This window comes from Entomohabitans teleogrylli (assembly GCF_001484765.1).
Lineage (GTDB): Bacteria > Pseudomonadota > Gammaproteobacteria > Enterobacterales > Enterobacteriaceae > Entomohabitans > Entomohabitans teleogrylli.
Map to the genome: position 1 here is coordinate 51,886 of NZ_LLXO01000014.1, position 25,513 is coordinate 77,398.

Here is a 25,513-nt window from a genome sequence, read left to right on the forward strand (position 1 = left end):
GAGAGCATTTAATGTTTATTTTAGTGACGTGCAGTATACGTAAGACAACCTATGGTTAACCGATGAACAAAAAACAATTTTACGCGGATCTGAACCGCGATTTTGATGCATTAATGGCAGGAGAAACCAGTTTTCTGGCCACACTTGCGAATACCAGCGCGCTGTTGTTTGAACGCCTCAGCGAAGTAAACTGGGCGGGATTTTATCTTCTGGAAGGCGATACGCTGGTGCTCGGGCCATTTCAGGGTAAGATTGCCTGCGTGCGTATTCCGACCGGGAAAGGCGTGTGCGGTACCGCGGTCGCCAGCGGCGAAGTCCAGCGCGTTGAGGATGTTCACGCCTTCGCCGGACATATCGCTTGCGATGCGGCGAGCAATTCGGAAATTGTACTACCGCTGCGCGTGGGCGGTCGAACGATCGGGGTTCTGGATATTGACAGTACCGCTTTTGCCCGCTTCGACGCTGAGGATGAGCAGGGGCTGCGCGCGTTGGTTTCACAGCTGGAAAGCGTGCTTGCGCGTTGTGATCTTAAAAAATTCTTTGCGTCTGACGCAGGATAAACAACGGTTAACGTAGCATTTGCTGATGGCGTCATTATAATGTCGCCTGTTCATGCCTGCGGCTCGTTGGCAAACCCGTTGTAATCAGGAAATTTCATGGAAAATCAACCTAAGTTGAATAGCAGTAAAGAAGTTATCGCCTTCCTGGCAGAGCGTTTTCCACGCTGTTTCAGCGCCGAAGGCGAAGCACGTCCTCTGAAAATCGGCATTTTTCAGGATTTGGTTGAGCGTGTTGAGGGTGAACTGAATCTCAGTAAAACCCAGCTTCGTTCCGCATTACGTCTTTATACGTCAAGCTGGCGCTATCTTTACGGCATCAAGCCTGGCGCAACCCGTGTCGATCTCGACGGTAATCCGTGCGGTGAACTGGACGAGCAGCATGTCGAGCATGCCCGCAAGCAGCTGGAAGAGGCCAAAGCCCGCGTTCAGGCGCAGCGTGCCGAACAGCAGGCTAAAAAGCGTGAAGCGGCTGCCGCGCAGGGGAAAACCGATGAACAGGGCGCGACTACCCGCCGTCGCGAACGCAAACCGCGCCGCGCAGACGATGCGGTACGTAAACCTCGCGCCCCCGGCCGGTGGAAAAAGCCCAGCGCCCGGTCCGCGAAGAACGTCATACTCCGGTTACCGATATTTCCGCGCTGACGCCCGGTCAGGCGCTGAAAGTGAAAGCGGGTAACAATGCCATGGATGCGACCGTTCAGGAAATTACCAAAGATGGCGTCCGTGTACAGCTGGCTTCTGGTATGTCAATGATTGTACGCGCAGAACATCTCTTGTTCTGAAACGGAGGTCAACCGGGGCATGAACAAATTTTTAAGACTTACCGCTATCGCCAGCCTGTTCGTTATGGCTGGCAGCGCGCTGGCGGCAGAAAATATCAACATCACCAGCGCCAGCCAGCTTCCGGTTCTTAAAGAAGAACCTCAACACGCAACGGTGAGTGAACGGGTTACTTCCCGTTTTACACGTTCTCACTACCGCCAGTTCGATCTCGATCAGGCCTTTTCGGCAAAAATATTCGATCGCTACCTGAATCTGCTGGATTACAGCCACAATGTGCTGCTGGCCAGCGATATCGAGCAGTTCGCCAAAAAGAAAGGCACGCTGGGAGATGAGTTTCGCTCCGGGAAGCTGGATGTCTTTTATGATTTGTTCAATCTGGCCCAGAAGCGGCGTTTTGAGCGCTATCAATATGCGCTGGAGGTGCTGGAAAAGCCGATGGATTTCACCGGCAACGAAACGTTTAACCTGGATCGCGCTAAAGCGCCGTGGCCTGCCAGCGAAGACGAGCTGAATAAGCTGTGGGACGGTAAAGTGAAATATGATGAGCTGAACCTTCGGCTCACCGGTAAAACAGAAAAGGAAATCCGCGAAACCCTCACCAAACGCTACAAGTTTGCCATCCGCCGTCTGGCGCAGACCAACAGCGAAGATGTTTTCTCCCTGGCGATGACCGCCTTTGCCCGGGAAATCGATCCCCATACCAACTACCTTTCGCCGCGCAATACCGAGCAGTTCAATACTGAAATGAGTCTGTCCCTGGAAGGGATTGGCGCGGTGCTGCAGATGGACGACGACTACACGGTGATTAACTCCCTGGTCGCCGGCGGTCCGGCGGCGAAGAGCAAAGCGATTAGCGTTGGCGATCGCATTGTTGGCGTTGGCCAGACCGGGCAGCAGATGCAGGATGTGATCGGCTGGCGGCTGGATGATGTGGTGGCGTTGATCAAAGGGCCGAAGGGTAGCAAAGTGCGCCTGGAGATCCTGCCGGCCGGTAAAGGGGCGAAGACGCGTGTTATCACCCTGACCCGTGAGCGTATTCGCCTTGAAGACCGGGCGGTGAAAATGTCAGTGAAAAACGTCGGCAAAGAGAAAGTCGGGGTGCTGGATATCCCGGGCTTCTATGTCGGTCTGACAGATGATGTCAAAGTTCAGTTGCAGAAACTGGAAAAACAGAATGTCAGCAGCGTTATTATCGATCTGCGTACTAACGGCGGCGGCGCGCTGACCGAAGCGGTATCGCTTTCCGGCCTGTTTATTCCCAGCGGCCCGGTAGTGCAGGTGCGGGATAATAACGGCAAAGTTCGTGAAGACAGCGACACCGACGGCGTAGTGTATTACAAAGGCCCTCTGGTGGTGCTGGTGGACCGCTTCAGCGCCTCGGCGTCGGAAATTTTTGCCGCGGCAATGCAGGATTATGGCCGCGCGCTGGTGGTCGGGGAACCGACATTTGGTAAAGGTACGGTACAGCAGTACCGCTCTCTGAACCGCATTTACGATCAGATGCTGCGCCCGGAATGGCCGGCGCTGGGATCGGTGCAATATACCATTCAGAAATTCTATCGTATCAATGGCGGCAGTACCCAGCGTAAAGGCGTTACGCCGGATATCGTGATGCCGACCGGCACTCAGGATGTGGAAACCGGTGAAAAATATGAAGATAACGCGCTGCCGTGGGACAGCATCAACGCCGCCAGTTATGTGAAGAGCGGCGATCTGAAGCCTTTCGAACCCCAGTTACTGAAACAGCATCAGGATCGTATAGCGAAAGATGCCGAGTTCCAGTACATCGTGAAAGATATCGAGCGCTATAACGCGATGAAAGACAAGCGTAATATCATCTCTCTGAACCTTGCCCAGCGGGAAAAAGAGAACCAGGAGGAGGATGCGACTCGCCTGGGGCGGATTAACGATCGTCTTAAGCGTGAAGGGAAGCCGGCGTTGAAGAAACTGGAAGATCTGCCCAAAGATTACCAGGAGCCGGATCCCTATCTGGATGAAACGGTCCATATCGCCCTCGACCTGGCGCATATGGAAAGCGCCCGTCCGGCGGAGCAGCCGGCCCCCGTCAAATAATCTCTTCCCAGGCACAAGAAATTGTGCCTGTTTTTTTATCTGCGTTACTGATCCGTCAGCCAAATGCTACAAAATGTAAAGTTATGTTTTTTTAGTCACTTGGGTGGCGCGAATGCTTGAAAATAGCCGCCGCGCCCCTACGATGTGAAGGGTTGCATAACGCATTTTGTTAAACCGAGGTAAAAAGAAAATTATGATGCGAATCGGTCTTTTCCTGCTGACCAACCTTGCGGTAATGGTCGTTTTCGGGCTGGTGCTAAGCCTGACGGGAATCCAGTCCAGTAGCGTTCAGGGGCTCCTGATTATGGCCCTGCTGTTTGGTTTTGGTGGGTCAATCGTCTCCTTATTAATGTCGAAGTGGATGGCGCTGCGCTCTGTGGGTGGTGAAGTGATTGAACAGCCGCGCAATGCCACTGAGCGCTGGTTGATGGATACTGTTGCCCACCAGGCGCAGCAGGCCGGTATCGGTATGCCGCAGGTGGCTATCTATCACGCGCCGGATATTAACGCATTTGCTACCGGCGCCCGTCGTGACGCATCGCTGGTGGCGGTGAGTACCGGCCTGTTGCAGAACATGAGCCAGGACGAAGCGGAAGCGGTCATTGCCCATGAGATCAGCCATATCTCTAACGGAGATATGGTCACCATGACCCTGATTCAGGGAGTGGTGAACACCTTTGTGATCTTTATTTCCCGTATTATTGCGCAGATTGCGTCCGGATTTCTGTCCGGCAACCGTGACGGGGAAGAGAGCAGCAATGGTAATCCGCTGATCTACTTCGCGGTCGCCACCGTTCTGGAGCTGGTGTTTGGTATTCTGGCGAGCATTATCACCATGTGGTTCTCGCGCTACCGCGAATTCCACGCCGATGCCGGCTCGGCGAACCTGGTCGGGCGTGAAAAAATGATTGCCGCGCTACAGCGTCTGAAAACCAGTTATGAGCCGCAGGAAGCCAGCAGCATGATGGCGTTCTGCATCAACGGTAAGTCGAAGTCCCTGAGCGAACTGTTCATGACACACCCGCCGTTGGACAAGCGTATTGAAGCGCTGCGTAGCGGTCAGTATCTGAAGTAACTGGCGTTAATGGTAAAAAAGCCTGCCGCGCGCAGGCTTTTTTGTGACTGTGATTTACTGATGACCAGCAGTTTTCTGGGTCATTCGCAGGCTACTGACCACAGCGGCCAGTGTGGCAAAGCTTCCTGCCAGCAGCAGAGAAGCGTGGGTCCCGGCGTCGGGAAACAGGTTAAACATCAATGCCACCAGCGCCGCGCCGCAGCTCTGGCCGGTCAGCCGCGCGGTACCCAGCATACCGCTGGCGCCGCCGCTGCGTTCCCGGGGGGCGCTGGAGACAATGGTATGGTTATTCGGAGACTGAAACAATCCGAACCCCGCGCCGCACAGCGCCATGCGCCAGATGATGTCGGCGTCCTGTGGCGCCTGCGGCAGTAGCGCGAGGGCAAACAGTCCGCAGGCCATCACCCCAAGCCCGATACCTCCCAGCAATCCGGCATGAATACGTTCAATCAGGTAGCCCGCCAGCGGCGCCATGACCATCGTCGCCAGCGGCCACGGTGTTAACAGCAATCCGGTTTCCACCTCACTGCGCCCCAGCGTGTTCTGGAGAAAAAAGGGCAATGCCACCAGCGCCAGCATCTGGGCACAAAAAGAGCAGACCGAGGTGCCGATCGACAGCGAAAAAATCGGGATCCGCAGCAGATCGAGCGGCAGCATTGGAACCGGCTGCGACAGCTGGCGGCGCACGAAAAAGTAGCCGATAACCAGCAACAGAGCCAGTTCCGCAGCCACCAGCGCCACCGGTTGCCCCTGGGCGAACCCGCTCAGTGCAATAATCAACAGGCCGAAGGTTAACGCGTTCATGATAGCGCTGGGGAGATCGAAATGCTGAGCCGTCGCACGCGGCGGATTTTCCGGCAGATAGCGTAACGCCAGGAGCAGCGCCACTGCGCCGATCGGCACGTTAATCAAAAATAGCCACTGCCAGGAGGCGAGCGACAGGATGGCTGCTGCTATCGTCGGGCCGGCGGCGGATGAGACTGCTACCACAAAGGAGTTGATGCCCATGCCGCGGCCAAGGTGTTTATATGGGTAGATCAGGCGGATCAGGGCGGTGTTGACGCTCATCAGCGCGGCGCCGCCAAACCCCTGCAGTACCCGGGCGAGGGTGAGCATTTCCAGTGAACTGCTGAGGGCGCAGAACAACGAGGTAAATATGAATACCACCAGTCCATAGCGGTAGATACGCCGGTAGCCGACCATATCGCCGAGAAAAGAGAGCGGCAGCAGGGAGATAATAATCGCTATCTGATAGGCATTGACCACCCAAATCGATTGTGCCGGACTGGCGCGCAGATCGCTGGCAATGGTTGGTAGCGCGACATTGGCGATAGCGCCGTCAAGCACCGAAATCGCCAGCCCGAGGACGATAGTTAATATCGCCCCGTAACGGCGCGGAACCGGTAAACCATCAGCATAAGTCTGTGCCATAAACAAAAATTGTCTTCAGTTGATTATTATTCAGGCAGTGATTTTAGCACGCCGGGACCCGCTACAGTTCGCAGATCTGTAACGAAATCGCAGAGATGCATTGCGGTAGATCGGCGGTCAAATTATAATAAAAACCAGTTCTGATTTTTATAAAACACATGCGATCGAGGTGATGAATGGCTGTTGCAGATCTGGATAAACAACCCGACTCGGTGTCTTCGGTCCTGAAGGTCTTTGGTATTCTTCAGGCGCTGGGCGAAGAACGTGAAATAGGTATTACCGAGTTGTCGCAGCGCGTCATGATGTCTAAAAGCACCGTGTATCGCTTCCTGCAAACCATGAAATCCTTGGGCTATGTCGCCCAGGAAGGGGAGTCGGAAAAGTATTCTCTGACCCTCAAACTGTTTGAGCTGGGCGCCCGGGCGCTGCAAAACGTCGATCTGATCCGCAGCGCGGATATCCAGATGCGTGAACTCTCCCGCCTGACCAAAGAGACGATTCACCTTGGGGCGCTGGATGAAGACAGCATTGTTTACATCCATAAAATTGATTCTATGTATAACCTGCGTATGTATTCACGCATCGGGCGCCGCAACCCGCTGCACAGTACCGCGATAGGTAAAGTCCTGCTGGCGTGGCGCGATCGCGAAGAGGTGAAAGAGATTCTTTCTCACGTTGAGTTTACCCGTAGTACCGCCCGTACGCTGGCCAGCACAGAAGAACTGCTGCCGGTGCTGGACAAGGTTCGCGAGCAGGGTTTTGGTGAAGATAATGAAGAACAGGAAGAAGGGCTGCGCTGTATCGCCGTGCCGGTGTTCGATCGTTTCGGCGTGGTGATTGCCGGCTTGAGTATCTCTTTCCCGACCCTGCGCTTTTCAGAAGATAAGCTGCACGAGTATGTCAGTATGCTGCATAATGCGGCGCGGACGATCTCTTCCCAAATGGGTTATCACGACTATCCTTTCTGATATCGACAGTATGCCGCAGGCCCGGGCCTGCGGCGCCGCTGTTAACCGTTATCAATCGTCTTACTGGTTTTACGTAAAATCGGGCAATCCGGCGTCCCGACAATGCCGCTGTCGATGTGCAGATATTGCGTAGTAACGACATCCCGCGCGGTCAGGTATTTACACTGCAGACCAAAACCGCCGGCGTTTTGCTGGCTGCCAATCAGAACGCCATAACCGCTCAACAGCAGGCCAATCCAGATTAACGCCACGATCATAATGAGACGGATAATCAAACGCATAGTGCCCTCTTAAACGGGTTGAAGATACCTGCCAGTGTGGCAATCCTCTTGTCGGCTGGCAATATGATGATTCCTGGATGGCCAAATGATCGCTGTAGTGATTTCCGGTTTAGGAAACTGCTGGTAGTCTGCGGTCAATATTCTGGCGAACGGAGTGTGTAGTGAGAAAATACCGATGGGTGTTGCTGATTGTCGTGTTGATCATCTGCCTGCTGCTGTGGACGCAAATGTTGAATGTGATGTGCGATCAGGACGTTCAGTTTTTTAATGGTATTTGTACCATCAATAAATTTATCCCCTGGTAATGACGCCACTGCTATCAGGTCATCGCTGGTGGTAGAATAGGGTTTTTATTGAGGTGGTATGATGAACGAATTGATGCCTGGTACGATAAATCTCGTTTCTCTGGTTATTTCTCTGGCTGTGCTGGTGGTTGGACTGGTGGTCTGGTTTTTTGTAAACCGCGCCAGCGTCCGGGCCAGTGAGCAGATTGAATTGCTGGAAGCCTTGCTGGATCAGCAAAAAAGACAAACCGTATTACTGCGGCGCCTGTGTGAAGCCAATGAGCCAGAGGACGAGCCAGCGGCGGAGCGGGTGAGCGCCGGCGACGCTGATGACGAAGATGGTCTGGTAAGGCTGGTGGCGGAGCGCTGAATCCGCGTTTGTTTAGCGACCCTGGAGTCATCGTGGGCTGGAAAAACCCCTGGTATAATCCACTACTGGCGCATCATCGTCCGCAAGGCTTCGCCAATTTTGAGCCCGGGCAGCACGGGCCGGGTGATGCCCGGCGCTGGCATCGCGAGCGTCGGGAGCAGAAATTGCCCGCTCCTCCGCAGGGCGGCTATGCGCAGTTTATTGAAAACTGGTGGCAACCGGCCGATCTTAGTCACCAGGGTGATGGCGTCTGGTGGCTGGGGCATGCCGCGCTGATGCTGCGGCTTAACGGCATTACACTCCTCACCGATCCGGTATTTTCCCGTCGCGCTTCCCCGTTTTCTTTTTATGGTCCTGAACGTAAAACGCCGGTTGCGCTGGATCTTTCCTGCCCTGAGGCGCTGCCGGACGCTGTCGTTATCTCTCATAATCATTACGATCACCTGGATAGCCGAACGCTGCGTCGCCTGCGCCATCGCTGCGCGGAGATGCAAATTTTTGTACCGCTGGGTTTAAAGCGCTGGTTTGTGCAACGTGGGATGAAAAACGTTTTTGAACTCGACTGGTGGCAGAGTGTTCGCTGGCGAGGGTTAACCCTGACTTGTGTTCCCGCCCGGCACTGGAGCATGCGCACCCCCTGGGATCGTAATCGTAGCCTGTGGTGCGGGTGGGTAATTGAAAGCGATAACCAGCGTTTCTGGTTTTCCGGCGATACCGCCTGGATGCCGGAACTACTGGAGATTCCCCGTCGCGTTGGGCCGCTGGACGCGGCGGCGCTGCCGATTGGCGCTTATGCGCCGCGCTGGTTCATGTCTACTCATCATATCGATCCCCAGAATGCCGTCAGACTGTGGCAGGGAATAGGGCGACCCCTGGCGGTTCCCATTCACTGGGGCGTTTTTGAACTGGCGGATGAGTCGCTTGACGCGCCGGTTTTTGAGTTGAATGCAGCTTTGCGCAATGCCGGGGAAGAGGGCACCAGGTTCTCGCCGATCAAAATCGGCGAATTTATCCGTTTAGACAAAAAATGATAATGCTTAATAAAAATGCCCGCCAGAGTTAATATTCCCGGGAATATAAAAACCATTGCCATATTATTTCAACAACCCTGAGTTATGCATCGTTTTGATGCACTGTCATTAAAGCTTCATTATTTTGGTGCATTTTCCACAGTTTTCTGCGGCTGGGTTTCGTTTTTCAGACATTCTTAGCTTTTGCGCGAAAATGCGCCGTTGCGCAACAGAAAGCGTGCCGCTTCTGGTAGTTAAACATTAGGATATATAATGTTTAAGCTTTTTTTATCTTCCTGGCTGGACGAGGGGGGCGCTTTGGTCTATGTTCAAAAAGGTAAGTATTTTCTTGCTGTTAGCGTGAAAATATGAGCTCTGGTTATGGCCGCAATGCGGCGCGGGCTGTGAATAAATTTGCAGTTCGGACAGATGTGCTAAGGATTCTGTGCGGCAGATCTAATCATACTTAAAAATGGCTTGCCATTGTTTACGTTGTATGTGATAACACTTTTTGGGTTAAACGAGGTACAGTTCTGTCTATGTGTGGCATTTTCAGTATAGAAGTCCCGAGTAAACACGTTGTCGTTGAATACAGCTTCTCTGCCGAACCTTATATTAGTGCCTCAAGCAGTAATGTCTCTGTTTCATCTCAGTTATGCCTGCGGGCAAAGAAAACACTCTAAGGAATTTTGCAAATGGCAAAGATTAAAGGTCAAGTTAAGTGGTTCAACGAGTCTAAAGGTTTTGGTTTTATTACGCCTGCTGACGGTAGCAAAGACGTGTTCGTGCACTTCTCCGCAATTCAGGGTAACGGTTTCAAAACTCTGGCTGAAGGCCAGAACGTTGAGTTCGAAATTCAGGATGGCCAGAAAGGCCCGGCTGCTGTTAACGTAACCGCAATCTGATCCCCTGTTGCCAGACTGCTGCGCTGCGCGCACGTCTGATGCAGTAAAAGCCTCGCATAATGCGGGGCTTTTTGTATTCTATTTCAAAGTGTTGCCGCTTTGGCCCCGATGTCGCCTCTTGTTGCAAAGCCATTACAGTTGAAGCACTGTCACTCCCCTTGATGGTGTCATTTCCGGTTTAATCTGCATCATCATCGTATCTCTCAGGGAGTGGCTGTGAAATATCCCGCCTCCGTTTCTGTAAGTAATTTTGTTAACTGGCGTTTTGGGCTGCTGTGGGCGGCGATATTATTCAGTCTGCTGCTATTACTGGCCAGAGTGGCATGGCTGCAGATTATTGCGCCGGCCCCCCTGGTCAAAGAAGAAGACCGGCGTTCGGTACGCGCAGAACCAATTCCGGTAGCGCGCGGCATGATTGAGGACCGTAATGGCTTGCCGCTGGCCGTCAGCGTACCGGTAGACGCAATCTGGGCCGATCCGCAGGTGGTGATGGAAAAAGGCGGCGTGCGCGTCACCCGGCACTGGCAGGCGCTGGCGGACACATTGCACATTGCGCTTTCCGGGATCGCCGCCAGAATCGGGCATAACCCGCACGAGCGTTTCGTCTACCTGGCCCGGCAACTGGATCCACTACAGGCGGAATACATCGCTAAACTCAATTTGCCCGGGATTTATCTGCGCGTCGAATCCCGGCGTTTTTATCCATCCGGTCATGTGGCGGCGAACCTGATCGGTTTCACTAATATCGATGGTCGGGGAATTGAGGGGATTGAAAAGAGTTTTGATACCCAATTGACCGGCACCCCCGGGGAGCGGTGGGTGCGTAAAGACCGCTATGGGCAGGTGGTGGAAAATATCACCCGACGGTCCTCCTCTCCGGGGCAGAATATTATTCTCAGTATTGATAAACGTCTGCAAACTATCACTGAAGAGGCGTTAGGCAATGCGGTGTGCTGGAATAAGGCCAGGTCCGGCGCGGCGGTATTGATCGACGTTGGCAGTGGAGAAATTCTCGCTATGGCCAGCTATCCGTCATATAACCCCAATAACCGCAGCGGCGCGAGGCCGGAGGATTTCCGTAACCGGGCAATCAGCGACACCTTCGAACCTGGTTCGACGGTTAAACCGCTGGTGATCATGACGGCTCTGCGGCAGGGCATCGTTGAACCGGACAGCGTGGTGGATACCCATCCTTATCGGGTGGATGGACACCGCATACGCGATGTCGGTTACTATCCGCGTCTGACGCTGACCGGTATTTTGCAGAAATCCAGCGATACTGGCGTTTCGCGTTTATCTCTGGCGATGCCGGTGCAGGCCTTGCGACAGACCTACCAATCCTTCGGTTTCGGTACTCCGGCCGCCGCTGGGCTCAACGGTGAAAGCGCCGGACGGCTACCGCAGCGGCGTTACTGGAGCGCGCTCGATCGGGCGACATTTTCCTTCGGCTATGGACTGATGGTCACGCCGCTCCAACTGGCGCACGCCTATGCCACGATAGGCAGTTTTGGCCTGGCGCGCCCGTTGTCGATTACCCGGGTTGATCCGCCGGTGGTTGGCCGCAGGGTCATGCCTGAGCGGATCGCTCATCAGGTCGAGCATATGATGGAAAGCGTCGCGCTGCCGGGAGGCGGAGGTATTAAAGCGGCGGTGCGCGATTATCGGGTGGCGGTGAAGACCGGAACGGCGAAGAAAATAGGCCCGGACGGCCGCTATGTAGATAAATACCTTGCCTGGACGGCGGGGGTGGCGCCGGCCAGCCGACCGCGTTTCGCGCTGGTGGTTATGATCAACGATCCTGATAACGGCGATTATTATGGCGGAGCGGTAGCGGCACCGGTGTTCAGCGAGATCATGGGACAGGTGCTGCGGCTGGAAAATATTGCGCCAGACGGTATCGCCCCCGGGGCCGATAGCCTGGTGCGACTGCGCTCCGCTGCGAAGGGCGTTCCCCTGTCGTGAGCCGGGCTTGTTGCGGCATCTGGTCGACGACGCGTTGGCTCCGGCGCCAATTAGCGCTAAACTTGCCGCCTTTATTCGCCAGCCGGAGTGGTCATGTCTTATCTTTGTCCGTTATGCCATCAGGGCCTTACCCAGCAACATCGTACGTGGAACTGCCCGCAGGGACACCAGTTTGATATTGCCAAAGAGGGGTATGTTAATCTGTTGCCCGTGCAGCATAAACGTTCCCGGGAGCCGGGGGATAACAGCGAAATGATCCTCGCGCGGCGGGCGTTTCTGGAAAAAGGTTACTATCAGCCGCTGCGTGAAGCGGTGACACAGCGACTGCGGCAGCAACTGTCGCAGGTTGCGGGAGATGTGCTGGACATCGGCTGCGGCGAAGGTTATTACACCGCGACTCTGGCTGAGGCGGCGGCTGAGCAGGGGCGGCTTTGCTATGGGCTGGATGTATCGAAAGTGGCTATCCGCCTGGCGGCGAAGCGCTATTCGCAGGCGGTGTTTTGCGTGGCGTCCAGCCAGCGGCTCCCGTATTCCGATAGCGCCTTCGCCGCGGTGACGCGGATCTACGCGCCCTGTCATGCCGCGGAACTGTATCGGGTGGTGCAGGAGCAGGGGGTGGTCATTACCGTTACCCCGGGGCCGCGTCATCTGGCGCAGTTTAAGGCGCTGATTTATCCTCAGGTGAAATTGCACGACAGCGATTCGCAAACCCTTGACGGCTTCACCCCTGAAGAGGCGTCAACGTTAAATTATCCCATGGCGCTGTCCGGGCAGGACGCCGTTGCGCTACTACAGATGACGCCGTTTGCCTGGCGGGCAAAACCCGAAGTGTGGCAGCATCTGGCCGGGCAAACGACGTTTGATTGCGAAGCGGATTTCAATGTTCGGGTGTGGCGCAAGGCGCTTTAACCGCTAAAGCTGCTCCAGAGGATCTGGCAACCAATACCTATCAGTACCAGGCCGCCGAGAATTTCGGCGCGCTTGCCGAGCAGTGGGCCGATAAAACGCCCGATCATCATGCCAAGGGTCGACATGATCATGGTGGCGCAGCCGATAGCCAGCGCTGTCTGGATGATGTTGACGTTAAGAAACGCCAGACCGACCCCAACCGCCATGGCGTCAAGGCTGGTGGCGATCGCGGTGGTCACCAGCAGCCAGAACCCATGTCGGCGCACTGGCTCAGCGTCTTGCTCATTATCGGTACGCAGACCTTCGACAATCATACGGATACCGAGAAACAGCAGCAGACCAAAAGCGATCCAGTGATTCCACTGGAGTACGACTTTGCTGGCGAGCATACCGAGCCCCCAGCCAATCAGCGGGGTAATGGCTTCAATAACACCGAAAATCAGTCCGGTACGTAAGGCTTCGGAAAACCGTGGTTTATGCAGCGTGGCGCCTTTCCCGATAGAAGCGGCGAAAGCATCCATCGACATACCGAAGGCAAGCAGAAGAGTGGCGGATAAGTTCATCTGAAGATCCTGACCGGGGAATTCCATATACACACCCGCTACCCCCAGTATCAGCAGCCGATGTGCCTATGGTCTCGCCTGACAGAACATGCTATCTGCCCGCACGCGCCACGTTTTGCAACGAGTATGTTGACACGTGCATTCTCACCGTAGTGAAAATTAGCTACTCCCCAAATGACGGCGCCACCTTAACATATTTTTTTTGCTAAACACAATAAATGCGATCATATTTTTTAGATCTTAAATGATAACGATTTTCATTGTTTTTTATGGGTGAATTTTAAGCTGAAAATAAGACAAGAGGGCGGGGGAATATAGCAAAGGCTATTTTATTGCTGATATTTCCCCCGCGTGGGATGTGTGAATTTTCTTATTTGTAACTCATTGACGGGAAATGAGAAGTTTATAAATCCTCTCCAGGTCGTCAATATTTCTGACCCGTATCAGCAGGCGCCGTTGTTCAAGCTGGATGACTAATACGCCATCTTCTGACAAGTTGATGGCTTTTATTCTCTGGTAGTCAATCCAGGCATTGGCATAGAAAAAACCCTGAGTTTTGAACCATATTTTGGGTTGCCGCAGCCAGCCAAGATATATAGCGATCAGCGCCAGTGTGCCCAGCAACCAGGTGGTGTGAGTCGGTCCCTGGCGGGTGACATTCTGGTACACCAGGATGGCGATCAATCCGATAAAGATGGCGTAATCCACGCGGTTACGGCGCAGCAGGGGGATTTTGAGCAGCGTTTTGCCTTTGCGCTTATCCTGAATAACCTCATCGTACAGCGCCCAGAGCAGCAGTAGAACGATCAGCAGAACCAGAATGCCATCTGTTAAGGTCATGAATACTCCTGAAATAAAAAAGCCGGGAGCAATGGCCCCCGGCTGTTGGTCACTTACCGACTACGGCCCCAGAAGACCAATAGCGTAACCGACGATACCGATGACAAAGAAGCCAAGGATGATCCACAGCGGGTTTACTTTCTTGCGCAGCAGCCACATACAGGCGAAAGTCAACAGCAGCGGCACCAGACCCGGCATCAACTGATCCAGGATGGTCTGTACCGTGGTGACCTGCTCTTTGCCGGTCTGGTCAGTAATGCGCGACACCACCATCGGGATGTTAACATGGGTCCACTTGTTAACCAGCGCCCCCATAACAAACAGACCGAGGATCGACGCCCCTTCCGTCAGTTTCTGCAGGAAGCCGCCGCCCATATCCTGGACGATGTCCACCCCTTTACGGTAGCCGTAGGCCACGCCGTAGTAACGGGTCAGCAGACGCACAACGTTAAAGAGGATGAAGAACAGCAGCGGACCCAGCAGGCTACCGCTCATGGCGATACCGGCGCCGAGGGCGGCGAATACCGGGCGCACGGTACCCCAGAAAATCGGGTCGCCGACACCGGCCAGCGGCCCCATCAGACCTACTTTGATACCGTTAATCGCACCATCGTCGATCTCTGCGCCGTTGGCGCGCTGTTCTTCCATCGCCAGGGTCACGCCGAGAACCGGCGCCGCCACGTAGGGATGGGTGTTGAAGAACTCCAGGTGACGCTTAATCGCCTGGCGACGCTCTTCGTTGTTTTCCGGATACAGGCGGCGGATTGCCGGCACCATTGAGAAGCAGAAGCCCAGCGCCTGCATACGCTCGAAGTTCCATGATCCCTGGAACAGATTCGAGCGCAGGAACACGCCGCGAATATCGCCCGGAGTCAGTTTTTTTGCAGTAGGAGTCGTTGTATCAACCATTTCGCTCACCTATTAATCCAGTTCGTTGTCGAGATCGTTAGCACCAGCGGCCTGTGGAGCGGCACCTGCGGCGGAACGGTTGTATTTCGGGCTCAACTGAATGTAGAGGATGGCCATTACGGCGCCAATCACACCCAGCGCCACCAGGTTGAAGTTGGTGAAAGCAGCGGTAACGAAGCCCAGGTAGAAGAACGGCATCAGATAGCCAGCACGCATCATGTTAATCACCATCGCGTAACCGACGACCACGATCATGCCGCCTGCGATATTCAGACCGGTGGTGATGACTTCTGGAATGGCGTTCAGCATGTTCTGAACTTCGCTGGTGCCGACAGAAATGGCGACGATAACGGCCGGGATAGCGATACGCATCGCCTGCAGGAACAGGGATGACACGTGGATCCACGACAGGGCGGTGAGGTTGCCGTTTTCGGCCGCCTTATCCGCCGCGTGCTGGAAGCCCACGGTGATGGTACGTACGATAATGGTCAATACCTGACCGGCTGCCGCCAGCGGAATCGCCAGCGCAATACCGGCGCCGATGCTCTGGTTACCGGCAATGACCAGAATGGTGGAAATAATTGATGCCAGCGCGGCGTCAGGCGCAACGGCGGCGCCGATGTTCATCCAGCCCAGGGCGATCATTTCCAGGGTACCACCGATGATGATCCCTTTTTCCATATCGCCAAGAACGATACCAATCAGCGTACAGGCAACCAGCGGACGGTGGCACTGAAATTCATCGAGTATCGATTCCATACCCGCGATACAGGCGACGATAAACACCAGCACAATCTGAAGAAAGGTAATCTCCATTGTACTTCTCCTATGACATAGTCAGACTAAGTGTGAAATCTGAGCAAGGGGGGTTATTTACCCACTTTGCTGATTAAATCCATCATTTTCAGTTTAGGGTCGTTGGAGACTTTACGTACTTCCAGTTCGATACCGCGCGCATTGAGTTTGTTAAACGCTTCGATATCTTTTTCGTCTACCGACACCGCATTGTTAACCTGCGTTTTACCCTGACGGAAAGCCATACCGCCGATGTTAACCGAGGTAATTTTCACGCCGCCTTCGACAAGCCGTTCAACGTCTGTCGGGTTGGTGAACAGCAACATAACGCGTTCGCCGGCATATTTCGGGTTGTTGTAGACGCGGATCATCTTCGCCACATCCACCACATGGGCGGTAACGCCCGGCGGGGCAACCTGAGTCAGCAGCGTTTTACGTACTGTATCGGCAGCCACTTCATCACTGACGACGATAATGCGTTTAACGTTAGTCTCTTTAGTCCAGCGGGTAGCGACCTGGCCGTGAATCAGGCGGTCATCGATACGCGCCAGGCCGATCACCATGTAGTCGTTGGCAGCCATCGGGCGGGCGGAAGCCTGAGCTTTTGGCGCGGCAACCGGTGCGGCGGGAGCGGGTTTTTCAACGGGCTGCGCTTTCAGCGCTTTCACGCCTTCGCGGCCGGTCTCCACTGCCAGACTTACCAGCTCGTCGAATGTCGGGTTATCGTCCCGCGCCATCAACGTTTCAACCAGCATCGGAATATTCACGCCGGCGATAACTTCATAGTGCTCTTTATCGACGACAATACGGCTGGCGGCGTTGAACGGGCTGCCTCCCCAGGTGTCGACGAGAAACAGCACGCCCTTGCTGGTATCAAGCTTTTCTAACTGAGCGTTATATTTTTCGATCAGGGTTTCAGCATTTTCACCCGGAACAAAATCTATCCAGCCCACGTTTTCCTGCTCGCCCAACAGCATCTCGGCCGTTTTCAGCAACTGCTCTGCTGCCCAGCCATGGGTGCCTATGACAATAGCAATGGTCACTTGCTACCTCCTGTTGTGTCATTAACGCACTCAGGCGAGTGCGCATGCGAATCTGTATCTGGTGAATCGATTCAGATTTTTCAGGGTTGCGAAAAATCCCACTCTTCGCGATTTATTTTAGACAGTGAAAAAATAATTTATGTGATGAAGATCCGTAATTTAGCCATCCCCCCGTCAAGATAATTTTGCAGCGCAAAATATGAACAGCTCCGCGCCAGCGACTGTAATGCAAATTCAGGTAAATCTTTGCCAAAACGTAAACCAGTTTGCTATGTTAACGGTCTGTCTAATTACCCGGAGTTTGGGGCAACCGCCCACTATATGGACCGTCACCGATGTCGCTTCTTTAATCAGCCCTTACTGGCGCTGCCTTCTTGTGCTTCATACTTTTATTTCGTTCCTTCTTTCTGTTTCGCGCCCGTGAATCCTGGGGTGTCGCTTAGTTATTCCTGTTGCAGGAGCTTGTCATGGAATTCTTAATGGACCCCTCCATTTGGGCGGGTTTACTTACCCTTGTCGTGCTGGAAATCGTCCTGGGTATCGATAACCTGGTGTTTATCGCCATACTGGCGGATAAGCTACCGCCGAAACAGCGTGATAAAGCTCGCCTGATCGGTCTTTCGCTGGCATTGATCATGCGTCTGGGCCTGTTGTCGCTGATCTCCTGGATGGTGACCCTGACGCGCCCGCTATTCAGCATAGGCGATTTTTCGTTTTCCGGTAGGGATTTAATCATGTTGCTGGGTGGTTTGTTCCTGCTGTTTAAGGCTACAACCGAGCTACATGAACGGCTGGAAAATCGCCAGCATGAAGGCTCCCACGGCAAAGGTTACGCCAGCTTTTGGGTGGTGGTGTTACAGATTGTGGTGCTGGACGCGGTCTTTTCACTGGATGCGGTTATCACTGCGGTCGGGATGGTCAACGATCTGCCGGTAATGATGGCGGCGGTGATTATCGCCATGGGCGTGATGCTGCTGGCTTCAAAACCGCTGACCCGTTTCGTGAACCAGCATCCGACAGTGGTGGTGCTGTGTCTTAGCTTCCTGCTGATGATCGGTCTGAGCCTGGTGGCCGAAGGTTTTGGCTTCCACATTCCGAAAGGGTATCTGTATGCGGCGATTGGTTTCTCGATTGTTATCGAACTGTTTAACCAGATTGCCCGACGCAATTTTATCCGCCATCAGTCGAACCAGCCGCTGCGCGCCAGAACGGCGGCGGCGGTACTGCGCCTGATGGAAGGCAAGCGTAAAAAAGTCCAGGAGCCGGAGTCTACCCATGCCATGATCCCGGTGCCTGACGAGGCGTTTGTTGAAGAAGAACGCTATATGATTAACGGCGTATTGACCCTGGCGGAGCGCTCGCTGCGCAGCATTATGACGCCGCGCGGCGAGATCAGTTGGGTGGATGCCAGCCGCAGCGTTGAGGAGATTCGCAGTCAGCTCCTGTCATCGCCGCACAGTCTGTTCCCGGTGTGCCGCGGCGAACTGGATGAGCTGATTGGCGTGGTGCGCGCGAAAGAGTTGCTGGTGGCGCTGGAAGAGGGCGTTGACGTGGCGGCGATTGCCGCAGCGTCGCCGGCCATTGTGGTGCCGGAAACCCTTGACCCGATTAATCTGCTGGGGGTGCTGCGTCGCGCCAAAGGGAGTTTTGTCATCGTCAACAATGAGTTTGGCGTAGTGCAGGGGCTGGTGACGCCGCTGGATGTGCTGGAAGCGATTGCCGGTGAATTCCCTGATGCCGATGAAACGCCGGAGATTGTCGCGGACGGCGAAGGCTGGCTGGTGAAGGGCAGCACGGATCTGCACGCGCTGCAGCAGCGTTTCGATCTGCATGGTCTGGTGGACGATGATGACGAAATCGCCACGGTGGCTGGGCTGGTGATTGCCGTTAACGGTCAGATCCCGCGCCAGGGGGATGTGTTAACGGTGCCGCCGTTACGCATTGAGGTGCTGGAAGCCAATGACTATCGGGTCGATCTGGTGCGGATCGTTAAGGAACCAGGCCACGACGAGCACGAAGAAGAGCAATAAACGCTCCCCTGTGATGTAAAAAAATCCCCCGACTCAGGGGGATTTTTTATGGCTGCCGGTTAGTGCTGGAAGCCGGAAATGCGCGATAAGTGATTGCAGGCCCATCCCCGGCGGCACGCAGTTGCAGCGCCGCCGTTAGTCGCACTGAACTTTTATCGCCAGACCGCCACGCGAGGTTTCGCGGTATTTGGCGTTCATGTCTTTACCGGTCTCATACATGGTCTCGATGACCTTATCGAGCGATACGCGGGGTTCGCTGGTACGGCGCATCGCCATACGCGCAGCATTAATGGCTTTCACCGAGGCAATGGCATTACGTTCGATGCACGGCACCTGTACCTGTCCGGCGACCGGATCGCAGGTCAGGCCAAGGTTGTGTTCCATACCGATCTCCGCCGCCACGCAAACCTGCTCCGGGCTGGCGCCAAGTAGTTCAGCCAGCCCGGCCGCCGCCATGGAACAGGCGACGCCGACTTCACCCTGGCAGCCCACCTCGGCGCCGGAGATTGACGCGTTCATCTTGTACAGTGTTCCGATAGCCCCGGCCGCCAGGAAGTAGCGGATATAAATGTCAGGACTGACGGACTCAATAAAGTGATCGTAATAGGCCAGTACCGCGGGCACGATTCCACAGGCTCCGTTAGTCGGCGCGGTCACCACCCGGCCGCCGGCGGCGTTTTCTTCGTTAACCGCCAGGGCAAACATATTTACCCAGTCCACCACGTTCATCGGATCGCTGGATAACTTGTCGCTGGAAACCAGCATGCGACGCAGGGCCGAGGCGCGACGCGGTACCCGCAGCGGGCCGGGGAGCACCCCTTCCGTATTCATACCGCGATCGATGCAGGCGCGCATGGTTTGCCAGACATTTTCAAAGTAGCTTTCAATCTCTTTTTTACTGTGCAGCGCAAGTTCATTCTGCATAATCAGCCCGGAAAGCGACAGCCCGGACTCTTTACAATGGGCCAGCAGCTCGGTTGCCGAATGAAACGGCCAGGGGACAGTGACCTGGTCATCACTGTTATTGCCGAAGTGCTCTTCATCGACGATAAAACCGCCGCCGATGGAGTAATAGGTTTTGCTGTAAATTTCCCGCTCGCCGCTGTAAGCGTGAATTTGCATGCCGTTTTCGTGCAGTGGCAGGTTGCTGTTATGAAAACGCATTCCGTTATCTTTCGGGAAATCCACTTCACGCAGCCCTTTTGCCAGCAGCAGACGCTCCCGGTGCTCGACATCGCGGATAAATGCCGGGATAGCGTCGATGTCGACATCATCCGGCTGGTTGCCTGCCAGTCCCATAATAATGGCGATATCGGTATGGTGCCCCTTACCGGTCAGGGAGAGGGAGCCGTAAACATCCACTGCGACGCGGGTGACGATGTCGAGTAACTCTTTTTCAATCAGATCGTCGACAAACTGCTTCCCGGCCTTCATCGGGCCAACGGTATGGGAGCTGGAAGGGCCAATACCGACCTTAAACATGTCGAAAATGCTAATCACTTTTAATACTCCTGCCTGGGGCGCCGCGTCAGGCGGCGACCGGGTATAAATTGTCGCTAGTGTAAGAGGTTCTGTCGGCGGATAGTTAACTATTCACATGAATTAAACTAATGCGTCACCCATGAAAATAGTTATCCGCAGAGCCATTATTCCGGACATTATGCTATCCGGTGGTGAAAATGCAGAATGAAAATACTCCATGACGCAAAATGTGCGTTTTGTCTCCGGCGCTGTTCCTGAGCCACGCGCCTGAGTGGATTATATCAGGTATCGGCAGCGGGTTGCCCCATCAAGCGGACTATTGAAGGTATAGCCAGAACGCACCTCACCCCTGTGGCGACGATTAAAAGTATAGTCACAACTCATCGCCAATCTGGAGCGCCAGCTCACGAATAATGCCAGCCGTCATCCCCCAGACAAAATAGTGCTGGTACCAGGAGAGCCACACCCGATGGGCATTGCCGCGCCGCCAGATATCCAGAGGATGATAGCGACCGAGACGCAGCGCTTCGGCGAGCGGCATTTCAAATACCGCCGAGACTTCATCTTCGCAGGCGTGATAAGCAATATCGGCCGGAATGATGCCGACAACCGGCGTCACGCGGAATCCGGTGACGCTGTCGATTGGCGGCAGGATGCCGACCACCTCAACGCGGGATGGCGGGATAGCGACCTCTTCCTGCGCTTCGCGCAGCGCGGCGTCGATCAGAGAAAGGTCGCTGCTGTCGACGGAACCGCCCGGGAAAGCGACCTGTCCGGCATGTTTGCGCAAATAGGGGGAGCGCTGGGTCAGCAGCAGCCCAGGCCGGGCGCGGCGGACAATCGGTACTAATACCGCCGCCTGGCGCTGGTTAATGGTTACCCGACGCGGCGCCGGTCGCAGTAGCTGGAAACGGGACAGAAAACTCTCCAGCGTTAATGAAGCGTCATCCATTGGTCAGTTCCGGAAAAGGTGCAGAATGCGGTCTACTTTATCAAACGTTTCCTGATATTCCGCGGTTTCATCACTGTCCGCCACAATTCCTCCGCCGGCGGAACAGTAGAGGCGCCCGCGTTCAGCGGTAATTGTGCGAATGGTAATGCTGGTATCCATCGTGCCGCAAAAACTAATATAGCCGATGGAACCACACCAGGCGTTACGGCGCTGCGGTTCCAGCTCCTCAATGATCTCCATCGCCCGTAGTTTCGGAGCGCCGGTGATAGAACCGCCCGGAAAACAGGCGCGTAATAAATCGCTGGCGTGCAGATGCGGCAGTAGCCTGGCGCTAATGGTGCTGACCAGGTGGTGTACCGCCGGGAAAGGTTCCACGACAAATAATTCCGGGACCCGCACACTGCCCGGTACGGCAACCCGCCCGATGTCATTGCGCATCAGGTCGACAATCATCAGGTTCTCAGCCCGGTCTTTTGGCGAGTCAGCCAGTTTTTGCGCCTGGCGGGCATCGGCCTGCGCATCGCCGTGAATACGCGGCAGGGTGCCTTTAATCGGCCGCGTCTCGATTTGCCGTTCATCCAGGCGGATAAAACGCTCCGGCGAAAGGCTGAGAATGGCGCTCTCCGGCAGGCGTAAAAAGGCGCTGAAAGGAGCGCGGTTTGCGGCATTGAGCCGGGTAAACGCCTGCCATTCATCGCCCTGATAGCTGGCGCAAAATCGCTGGGCGAGGTTCACCTGGTAGCAGTCGCCGCTGCGCAGGTAATCCTGAACGGCGCGGAACTTTTCGCCATATTGCGCGCGGCTGATATTCGCCTGCCAGTCGCTGGTCAAACGGAACGCCGGACGCTGCGGCAGTACAAGCTGTTCCAGCCAGCGCCGTCTGGCGGCGATATCCCCCCGGCATACCAGGGTCAGGCGCTGCGACTGATGGTCGGCAATCAGCGCCCAGTCATAAATACCGATGGCCATATCGGGAGTTTGCAGATCCTGGCAGGCGCAGGCCGGTAATTTTTCAAAGCGGCGCCCGAGGTCATAGCCAAACAGCCCCAGCGCGCCGCCCTGGAACGGCAGATCGGCGCAGGGCGGCGGTGGGGCATCGCCGTACCGCTCAAGGATTTGCTGTACCAGCGCCAGTGGATCGTCCCGGCGCCGGGTTGTGCCGTCGCGGGTGGTGATTTCGGTGACTTCGCCGCGGGTCGTCAGAGTAGCGACAGGGTCGGCGACCATAATGTCAAAACGATTGTGCGGATGCTCGGCAAACCCGGAATGCAGCAGCATCGACCACGGCTGATGGCTGATGGCGGTAAAGTAGTGACAAATCGCGTCCTGCTCCCAGGGCAGGGTCGACAGGGAAGGTGACGGATGAGGCATGACGGGGTTTCCTGCATTTACAATAACAACACACGGCTGACTGGTTTCCACGATCCGGGCGTGAAATAATAAGCGCCAGTAATGTAGCAGGAGTTGAGAATGTTTGCAGGTTTACCTTCGCTGAGCCACGAACAGCAGCAAAAAGCCGTGGAGCGTATTCAGGAACTGATGGCGCAGGGGATGAGCAGCGGTCAGGCGATAGCCCAGGTGGCGGAAGAGATTCGCGCAACGCACACTGGCGATCGGATTGTGGCGCGCTTTGACGATGATGAAGAGGACCAGGCATAAGCCTGCGCCTCTTCTGGCGGCTGACAAGGGGAAAATGCGTGGTTTTACCCCTTTGTGGTTATCAGCCGAAAATCAATAAATCGATTTTCCTTGTTTGTTATCGAGTGATATCGGCAAATACGGCAATGAGATGGGGTTGATCAACAGTCTCAGGAGGACCAGGCATAAGCCTGCTCCTCATTGACGCCAGTTACAGCGCGGCGATGATTTTTATTTCCACTTTGAACTGCGCTTTCATTAGCGTCGCCTGCACCGTGCAGCGTACCGGCGCCTGGCCGGCGACCACCCACTCATCCCACGCGCGGTTCATCTCTGCAAAATCGCCGCTGTCCGCCAGGAAGATGGTGGCGTCCAGGATGCGGCTCTTGTCGCTACCCTGTTCACGCAGCATCTGGTCAATCTGCGCCAGCGTGTTGGCGGTCTGCTCGTAGGCTCCGGCGTCGAGATTTTCCGGTACCCCGGTGTAGTACAGGGTCTGGTTGTGAATGACCGCATCGGACCAGCGGGCCTCCGGTTTTACACGCACGATAGTCATCAATTCATCCTTTCAGTGACAAAGAAACAGGGCATAAAGCCTGCCATATTGTGTCGGCGGCGTCACCTCTTTGCTGGCGAAACTGCCTGCGGCCTGACATAATCACTGGCAATTTAACCAGGGTTGTAGCGCGCCGGTGCGGCGTATGGCAATGATATAAGGCATAGCGTGACAGACGATTTTGCAGCAGACGGCCAACTGGCTCAGGCCATTAAGGGATTTCGCCCCCGTGAACCGCAGCGCCAGATGGCTGCCGCCGTGACTGACGCTATTGAACATCAGCGTCAACTGGTGGTGGAAGCGGGAACCGGGACCGGCAAAACCTACGCCTACCTGGCCCCGGCGCTGCGCTCGGGGAAGAAAGTGATTATCTCCACCGGTTCAAAAGCGCTGCAGGATCAACTTTACGCGCGCGATCTGCCCACCGTGGCGCAGGCGCTGGGCTACCGCGGTAAGCTGGCGCTATTGAAAGGGCGCTCCAACTACTTATGTCTTGAACGCCTGGAGCAGCAGGCGCTGGCCGGCGGCGACCTGCCGGTGCAAACCCTGAGCGATGTGATCCTGTTGCGTAGCTGGTCTAATGAAACCGTTGACGGCGATATCAGCGCCTGCGCCAGCGTGGCGGAAGATGCCGCGGTCTGGCCGCTGGTGACCAGCACTAACGATAACTGCCTGGGGGCCGACTGTCCGCTGTATAAAGATTGTTTTGTCGTGAAAGCGCGCAAAAAAGCTCTGGACGCCGATGTGGTGGTGGTCAACCATCATCTGTTTCTGGCCGATATGGTGGTTAAAGAGAGCGGGTTTGCCGAGCTGATCCCCGACGCCGACGTGCTGATCTTTGATGAAGCGCATCAGGTGCCGGATATTGCCAGCCAGTATTTCGGTCAGTCGCTCTCCAGCCGCCAGTTGCTGGACCTGGCGAAAGATATCACCATCGCTTACCGTACCGAGCTGAAAGATACTCAACAGTTGCAAAAATGCGCCGACCGGCTTAGCCAGAGCACCCAGGATTTTCGCCTGCAACTCGGGGAGCCGGGATTTCGCGGCAATCTGCGCGATTTGCTCGCCGACGCGGCGATTCAGCGAGCGTTGCTGCTGCTGGATGATGCGCTGGAGCTGTGTTATGACGTGGCGAAATTGTCGCTGGGGCGTTCGGCGCTGCTCGACGCCGCCTTTGAACGCGCCACGCTGTATCGGGCGCGCCTGAAACGGCTTAAAGAGACCAGCCAGCCGGGCTACAGCTACTGGTATGAATGTACCTCGCGCCATTTTACGCTGGCTCTGACTCCGCTGACGGTGGCCGAGAAGTTTCAGGAAGTGATCGCCCGCAAGCCGGGAAGCTGGATTTTCACCTCGGCGACCCTGTCGGTGAACGACCGTCTCAGCCACTTTACCGATCGTCTGGGGATCGGCGCTGCGCAGACTCTGCTGTTGCCCAGTCCATTCGACTACGCCCGCCAGGCGCTGCTGTGCGTGCCGCGCAATCTGCCGTCGCCCAACCAGCCCGGCGGCGCGCGGCAACTGGCGAGAATGCTGCGTCCGATGATTGAATCCAACAATGGTCGCTGCTTTATGCTGTGTACCTCTCACGCTATGATGCGCGACCTGGCGGCGGAATTCCGCGCCACCATGACGCTGCCGGTACTGTTACAGGGGGAGACCGGTAAAGGCCAGCTTCTGAAACAGTTTGTCAGCGCCGGCAATGCGTTGCTGGTGGCGACCAGTAGCTTCTGGGAAGGGGTCGATGTGCGTGGCGATACGCTGTCGCTGGTGATTATCGACAAACTGCCATTCACCTCGCCGGACGATCCGCTGCTCAAGGCGCGCATGGAAGACTGCCGCCTGCGCGGCGGCGATCCTTTTGATGAGGTGCAACTTCCCGAAGCGGTCATCGCCCTCAAACAGGGGGTGGGGCGGTTAATTCGCGACGTGGACGATCGCGGGGTGCTGGTTATTTGCGATAACCGGCTGGTGATGCGGCCTTATGGCGCGGTGTTTCTTAACAGTCTGCCCGCGGCGCCGCGCACCCGGGATATTAAACGCGCAGTCGCTTTTTTGATGCAGGCGCCGGCGCAGTAATTCGCGCCGGGTTAT

Annotated in this window: 25 protein-coding genes and 1 pseudogene; 15 read left to right on the top strand and 11 right to left on the bottom strand. The window is 55.4% G+C overall.

The annotated features are described in order from the left end of the window. The first annotated feature begins 62 nt into the window (after window positions 1-62). The 4 genes and pseudogenes from AQ981_RS16790 to htpX all read left to right on the top strand — a co-directional run bounded on the left by AQ981_RS16790 (window position 63) and on the right by htpX (window position 4,491). On the top strand, window positions 63-560 hold the full coding sequence (locus AQ981_RS16790; RefSeq protein ID WP_058912898.1) for a GAF domain-containing protein: 498 nt from the start codon (window positions 63-65) through the stop codon (window positions 558-560). A 96-nt stretch (window positions 561-656) separates the two neighbouring features. Beyond that, window positions 657-1,342, top strand: a pseudogene (gene proQ, locus AQ981_RS16795) (RNA chaperone ProQ). Between the two features lie 19 nt (window positions 1,343-1,361). After that, window positions 1,362-3,416 carry a carboxy terminal-processing peptidase gene (gene prc, locus AQ981_RS16800; protein WP_058912899.1) on the top strand — a complete coding sequence of 685 codons (2,055 nt, stop codon included), beginning with the start codon at window positions 1,362-1,364 and terminating at the stop codon, window positions 3,414-3,416. Window positions 3,417-3,609: 193 nt separating this feature from the next. Continuing rightward, window positions 3,610-4,491, top strand: coding sequence for a protease HtpX (htpX, locus tag AQ981_RS16805; RefSeq protein WP_058912900.1), 882 nt, complete (start codon window positions 3,610-3,612; stop codon window positions 4,489-4,491). A gap of 54 nt (window positions 4,492-4,545) precedes the next feature. On the opposite strand, the gene AQ981_RS16810 is transcribed toward htpX, so the two are convergent. After that, window positions 4,546-5,922 (bottom strand): MFS transporter, encoded by a 1,377-nt coding sequence (locus tag AQ981_RS16810; RefSeq protein ID WP_058912901.1) that lies wholly within the window; start codon window positions 5,920-5,922, stop codon window positions 4,546-4,548. Window positions 5,923-6,098: 176 nt separating this feature from the next. On the opposite strand from AQ981_RS16810, the gene kdgR reads away from it, so the two are divergent. Then, on the top strand, window positions 6,099-6,890 hold the full coding sequence (gene kdgR, locus AQ981_RS16815) for a DNA-binding transcriptional regulator KdgR (RefSeq protein ID WP_058912902.1): 792 nt from the start codon (window positions 6,099-6,101) through the stop codon (window positions 6,888-6,890). A gap of 41 nt (window positions 6,891-6,931) precedes the next feature. Here the strand turns inward: kdgR and AQ981_RS16820 are convergent, their stop codons facing one another. Further along, window positions 6,932-7,171, bottom strand: coding sequence for a YobH family protein (locus AQ981_RS16820; RefSeq protein ID WP_058912903.1), 240 nt, complete (start codon window positions 7,169-7,171; stop codon window positions 6,932-6,934). 161 nt (window positions 7,172-7,332) lie between these two features. Between AQ981_RS16820 and mgrB the strand changes: the two genes are divergently transcribed. The 7 genes from mgrB to rlmA all read left to right on the top strand — a co-directional run bounded on the left by mgrB (window position 7,333) and on the right by rlmA (window position 12,611). Next, complete coding sequence (gene mgrB, locus AQ981_RS16825; RefSeq protein WP_058912904.1) at window positions 7,333-7,476, top strand: PhoP/PhoQ regulatory lipoprotein MgrB; 144 nt, start codon at window positions 7,333-7,335, stop codon at window positions 7,474-7,476. Between the two features lie 61 nt (window positions 7,477-7,537). Then, the gene (locus AQ981_RS16830; RefSeq protein WP_058912905.1) at window positions 7,538-7,825 is read left to right on the top strand and encodes a YebO family protein; all 288 of its coding nucleotides are present in this window, start codon (window positions 7,538-7,540) and stop codon (window positions 7,823-7,825) included. Between the two features lie 32 nt (window positions 7,826-7,857). Then, window positions 7,858-8,856 (top strand): MBL fold metallo-hydrolase, encoded by a 999-nt coding sequence (locus AQ981_RS16835; protein WP_058912906.1) that lies wholly within the window; start codon window positions 7,858-7,860, stop codon window positions 8,854-8,856. A 518-nt stretch (window positions 8,857-9,374) separates the two neighbouring features. Continuing rightward, entirely contained in the window at window positions 9,375-9,518 is a 144-nt protein-coding gene (locus tag AQ981_RS26225; protein ID WP_071608927.1) for a DUF2627 domain-containing protein, read from the top strand. A gap of 12 nt (window positions 9,519-9,530) precedes the next feature. Further along, the gene (cspE, locus tag AQ981_RS16840) at window positions 9,531-9,740 is read left to right on the top strand and encodes a transcription antiterminator/RNA stability regulator CspE (protein WP_001062678.1); all 210 of its coding nucleotides are present in this window, start codon (window positions 9,531-9,533) and stop codon (window positions 9,738-9,740) included. Window positions 9,741-9,956: 216 nt separating this feature from the next. Beyond that, a complete protein-coding gene (gene ftsI / locus AQ981_RS16845; RefSeq protein ID WP_058912907.1) occupies window positions 9,957-11,702 on the top strand; it encodes a peptidoglycan glycosyltransferase FtsI in 1,746 nt (581 codons plus the stop codon). Between the two features lie 93 nt (window positions 11,703-11,795). Next, on the top strand, window positions 11,796-12,611 hold the full coding sequence (gene rlmA / locus AQ981_RS16850; RefSeq protein WP_058912908.1) for a 23S rRNA (guanine(745)-N(1))-methyltransferase: 816 nt from the start codon (window positions 11,796-11,798) through the stop codon (window positions 12,609-12,611). Here the strand turns inward: rlmA and mntP are convergent. From mntP to manX, 5 genes are all read right to left on the bottom strand, one after another. Beyond that, complete coding sequence (mntP, locus tag AQ981_RS16855; RefSeq protein ID WP_058912909.1) at window positions 12,608-13,174, bottom strand: manganese efflux pump MntP; 567 nt, start codon at window positions 13,172-13,174, stop codon at window positions 12,608-12,610. The two genes, rlmA and mntP, sit on opposite strands and share 4 nt — an antisense overlap. A 381-nt stretch (window positions 13,175-13,555) precedes the next feature. Then, window positions 13,556-14,014, bottom strand: coding sequence for a DUF986 family protein (locus tag AQ981_RS16860; protein ID WP_058912910.1), 459 nt, complete (start codon window positions 14,012-14,014; stop codon window positions 13,556-13,558). A gap of 60 nt (window positions 14,015-14,074) precedes the next feature. Further along, a complete protein-coding gene (locus tag AQ981_RS16865; RefSeq protein WP_058913027.1) occupies window positions 14,075-14,923 on the bottom strand; it encodes a PTS mannose transporter subunit IID in 849 nt (282 codons plus the stop codon). 12 nt (window positions 14,924-14,935) lie between these two features. Then, on the bottom strand, window positions 14,936-15,739 hold the full coding sequence (locus AQ981_RS16870; RefSeq protein WP_058912911.1) for a PTS mannose/fructose/sorbose transporter subunit IIC: 804 nt from the start codon (window positions 15,737-15,739) through the stop codon (window positions 14,936-14,938). A 53-nt stretch (window positions 15,740-15,792) separates the two neighbouring features. Further along, the gene (gene manX / locus AQ981_RS16875; RefSeq protein ID WP_058912912.1) at window positions 15,793-16,761 is read right to left on the bottom strand and encodes a PTS mannose transporter subunit IIAB; all 969 of its coding nucleotides are present in this window, start codon (window positions 16,759-16,761) and stop codon (window positions 15,793-15,795) included. 467 nt (window positions 16,762-17,228) lie between these two features. On the opposite strand from manX, the gene yoaE reads away from it, so the two are divergent. Beyond that, window positions 17,229-18,791, top strand: a complete 1,563-nt coding sequence (yoaE, locus tag AQ981_RS16880) for a CNNM family cation transport protein YoaE (RefSeq protein ID WP_058912913.1) — start codon at window positions 17,229-17,231, stop codon at window positions 18,789-18,791. 135 nt (window positions 18,792-18,926) lie between these two features. On the opposite strand, the gene sdaA is transcribed toward yoaE, so the two are convergent. The 3 genes from sdaA to pabB form a co-directional block, all read right to left on the bottom strand. Then, the gene (gene sdaA, locus AQ981_RS16885; RefSeq protein ID WP_058912914.1) at window positions 18,927-20,291 is read right to left on the bottom strand and encodes an L-serine ammonia-lyase; all 1,365 of its coding nucleotides are present in this window, start codon (window positions 20,289-20,291) and stop codon (window positions 18,927-18,929) included. 355 nt (window positions 20,292-20,646) lie between these two features. Then, window positions 20,647-21,225 carry a CoA pyrophosphatase gene (locus AQ981_RS16890; protein WP_058912915.1) on the bottom strand — a complete coding sequence of 193 codons (579 nt, stop codon included), beginning with the start codon at window positions 21,223-21,225 and terminating at the stop codon, window positions 20,647-20,649. A 3-nt stretch (window positions 21,226-21,228) separates the two neighbouring features. Then, window positions 21,229-22,596, bottom strand: coding sequence for an aminodeoxychorismate synthase component 1 (pabB, locus tag AQ981_RS16895; protein WP_058912916.1), 1,368 nt, complete (start codon window positions 22,594-22,596; stop codon window positions 21,229-21,231). Between the two features lie 99 nt (window positions 22,597-22,695). Between pabB and AQ981_RS16900 the strand changes: the two genes are divergently transcribed. Further along, a complete protein-coding gene (locus tag AQ981_RS16900) occupies window positions 22,696-22,884 on the top strand; it encodes a YoaH family protein (RefSeq protein ID WP_058912917.1) in 189 nt (62 codons plus the stop codon). A 190-nt stretch (window positions 22,885-23,074) separates the two neighbouring features. Here the strand turns inward: AQ981_RS16900 and AQ981_RS16905 are convergent, their stop codons facing one another. Further along, window positions 23,075-23,419 (bottom strand): RidA family protein, encoded by a 345-nt coding sequence (locus AQ981_RS16905; protein ID WP_058912918.1) that lies wholly within the window; start codon window positions 23,417-23,419, stop codon window positions 23,075-23,077. 168 nt (window positions 23,420-23,587) lie between these two features. On the opposite strand from AQ981_RS16905, the gene AQ981_RS16910 reads away from it, so the two are divergent. Continuing rightward, on the top strand, window positions 23,588-25,498 hold the full coding sequence (locus AQ981_RS16910; protein WP_058912919.1) for a DNA repair helicase YoaA: 1,911 nt from the start codon (window positions 23,588-23,590) through the stop codon (window positions 25,496-25,498). Window positions 25,499-25,513: the final 15 nt, after the last annotated feature.

What these genes read in the sequence shown, in the direction of transcription:
- AQ981_RS16865 (WP_058913027.1), bottom strand. Translation starts at nt 14,923, where the DNA reads ATGGTTGATACAACGACTCCTACTGCAAAAAAACTGACTCCGGGCGAT.
- mntP (WP_058912909.1), bottom strand. Translation starts at nt 13,174, where the DNA reads ATGAACTTATCCGCCACTCTTCTGCTTGCCTTCGGTATGTCGATGGAT.
- AQ981_RS16870 (WP_058912911.1), bottom strand. Translation starts at nt 15,739, where the DNA reads ATGGAGATTACCTTTCTTCAGATTGTGCTGGTGTTTATCGTCGCCTGT.
- AQ981_RS26225 (WP_071608927.1), top strand. Translation starts at nt 9,375, where the DNA reads ATGTGTGGCATTTTCAGTATAGAAGTCCCGAGTAAACACGTTGTCGTT.
- AQ981_RS16810 (WP_058912901.1), bottom strand. Translation starts at nt 5,922, where the DNA reads ATGGCACAGACTTATGCTGATGGTTTACCGGTTCCGCGCCGTTACGGG.
- yoaE (WP_058912913.1), top strand. Translation starts at nt 17,229, where the DNA reads ATGGAATTCTTAATGGACCCCTCCATTTGGGCGGGTTTACTTACCCTT.
- rlmA (WP_058912908.1), top strand. Translation starts at nt 11,796, where the DNA reads ATGTCTTATCTTTGTCCGTTATGCCATCAGGGCCTTACCCAGCAACAT.
- AQ981_RS16830 (WP_058912905.1), top strand. Translation starts at nt 7,538, where the DNA reads ATGAACGAATTGATGCCTGGTACGATAAATCTCGTTTCTCTGGTTATT.
- prc (WP_058912899.1), top strand. Translation starts at nt 1,362, where the DNA reads ATGAACAAATTTTTAAGACTTACCGCTATCGCCAGCCTGTTCGTTATG.
- AQ981_RS16905 (WP_058912918.1), bottom strand. Translation starts at nt 23,419, where the DNA reads ATGACTATCGTGCGTGTAAAACCGGAGGCCCGCTGGTCCGATGCGGTC.
- AQ981_RS16820 (WP_058912903.1), bottom strand. Translation starts at nt 7,171, where the DNA reads ATGCGTTTGATTATCCGTCTCATTATGATCGTGGCGTTAATCTGGATT.
- htpX (WP_058912900.1), top strand. Translation starts at nt 3,610, where the DNA reads ATGATGCGAATCGGTCTTTTCCTGCTGACCAACCTTGCGGTAATGGTC.
- kdgR (WP_058912902.1), top strand. Translation starts at nt 6,099, where the DNA reads ATGGCTGTTGCAGATCTGGATAAACAACCCGACTCGGTGTCTTCGGTC.
- AQ981_RS16860 (WP_058912910.1), bottom strand. Translation starts at nt 14,014, where the DNA reads ATGACCTTAACAGATGGCATTCTGGTTCTGCTGATCGTTCTACTGCTG.
- AQ981_RS16890 (WP_058912915.1), bottom strand. Translation starts at nt 21,225, where the DNA reads ATGGATGACGCTTCATTAACGCTGGAGAGTTTTCTGTCCCGTTTCCAG.
- cspE (WP_001062678.1), top strand. Translation starts at nt 9,531, where the DNA reads ATGGCAAAGATTAAAGGTCAAGTTAAGTGGTTCAACGAGTCTAAAGGT.
- AQ981_RS16900 (WP_058912917.1), top strand. Translation starts at nt 22,696, where the DNA reads ATGTTTGCAGGTTTACCTTCGCTGAGCCACGAACAGCAGCAAAAAGCC.
- pabB (WP_058912916.1), bottom strand. Translation starts at nt 22,596, where the DNA reads ATGCCTCATCCGTCACCTTCCCTGTCGACCCTGCCCTGGGAGCAGGAC.
- AQ981_RS16790 (WP_058912898.1), top strand. Translation starts at nt 63, where the DNA reads ATGAACAAAAAACAATTTTACGCGGATCTGAACCGCGATTTTGATGCA.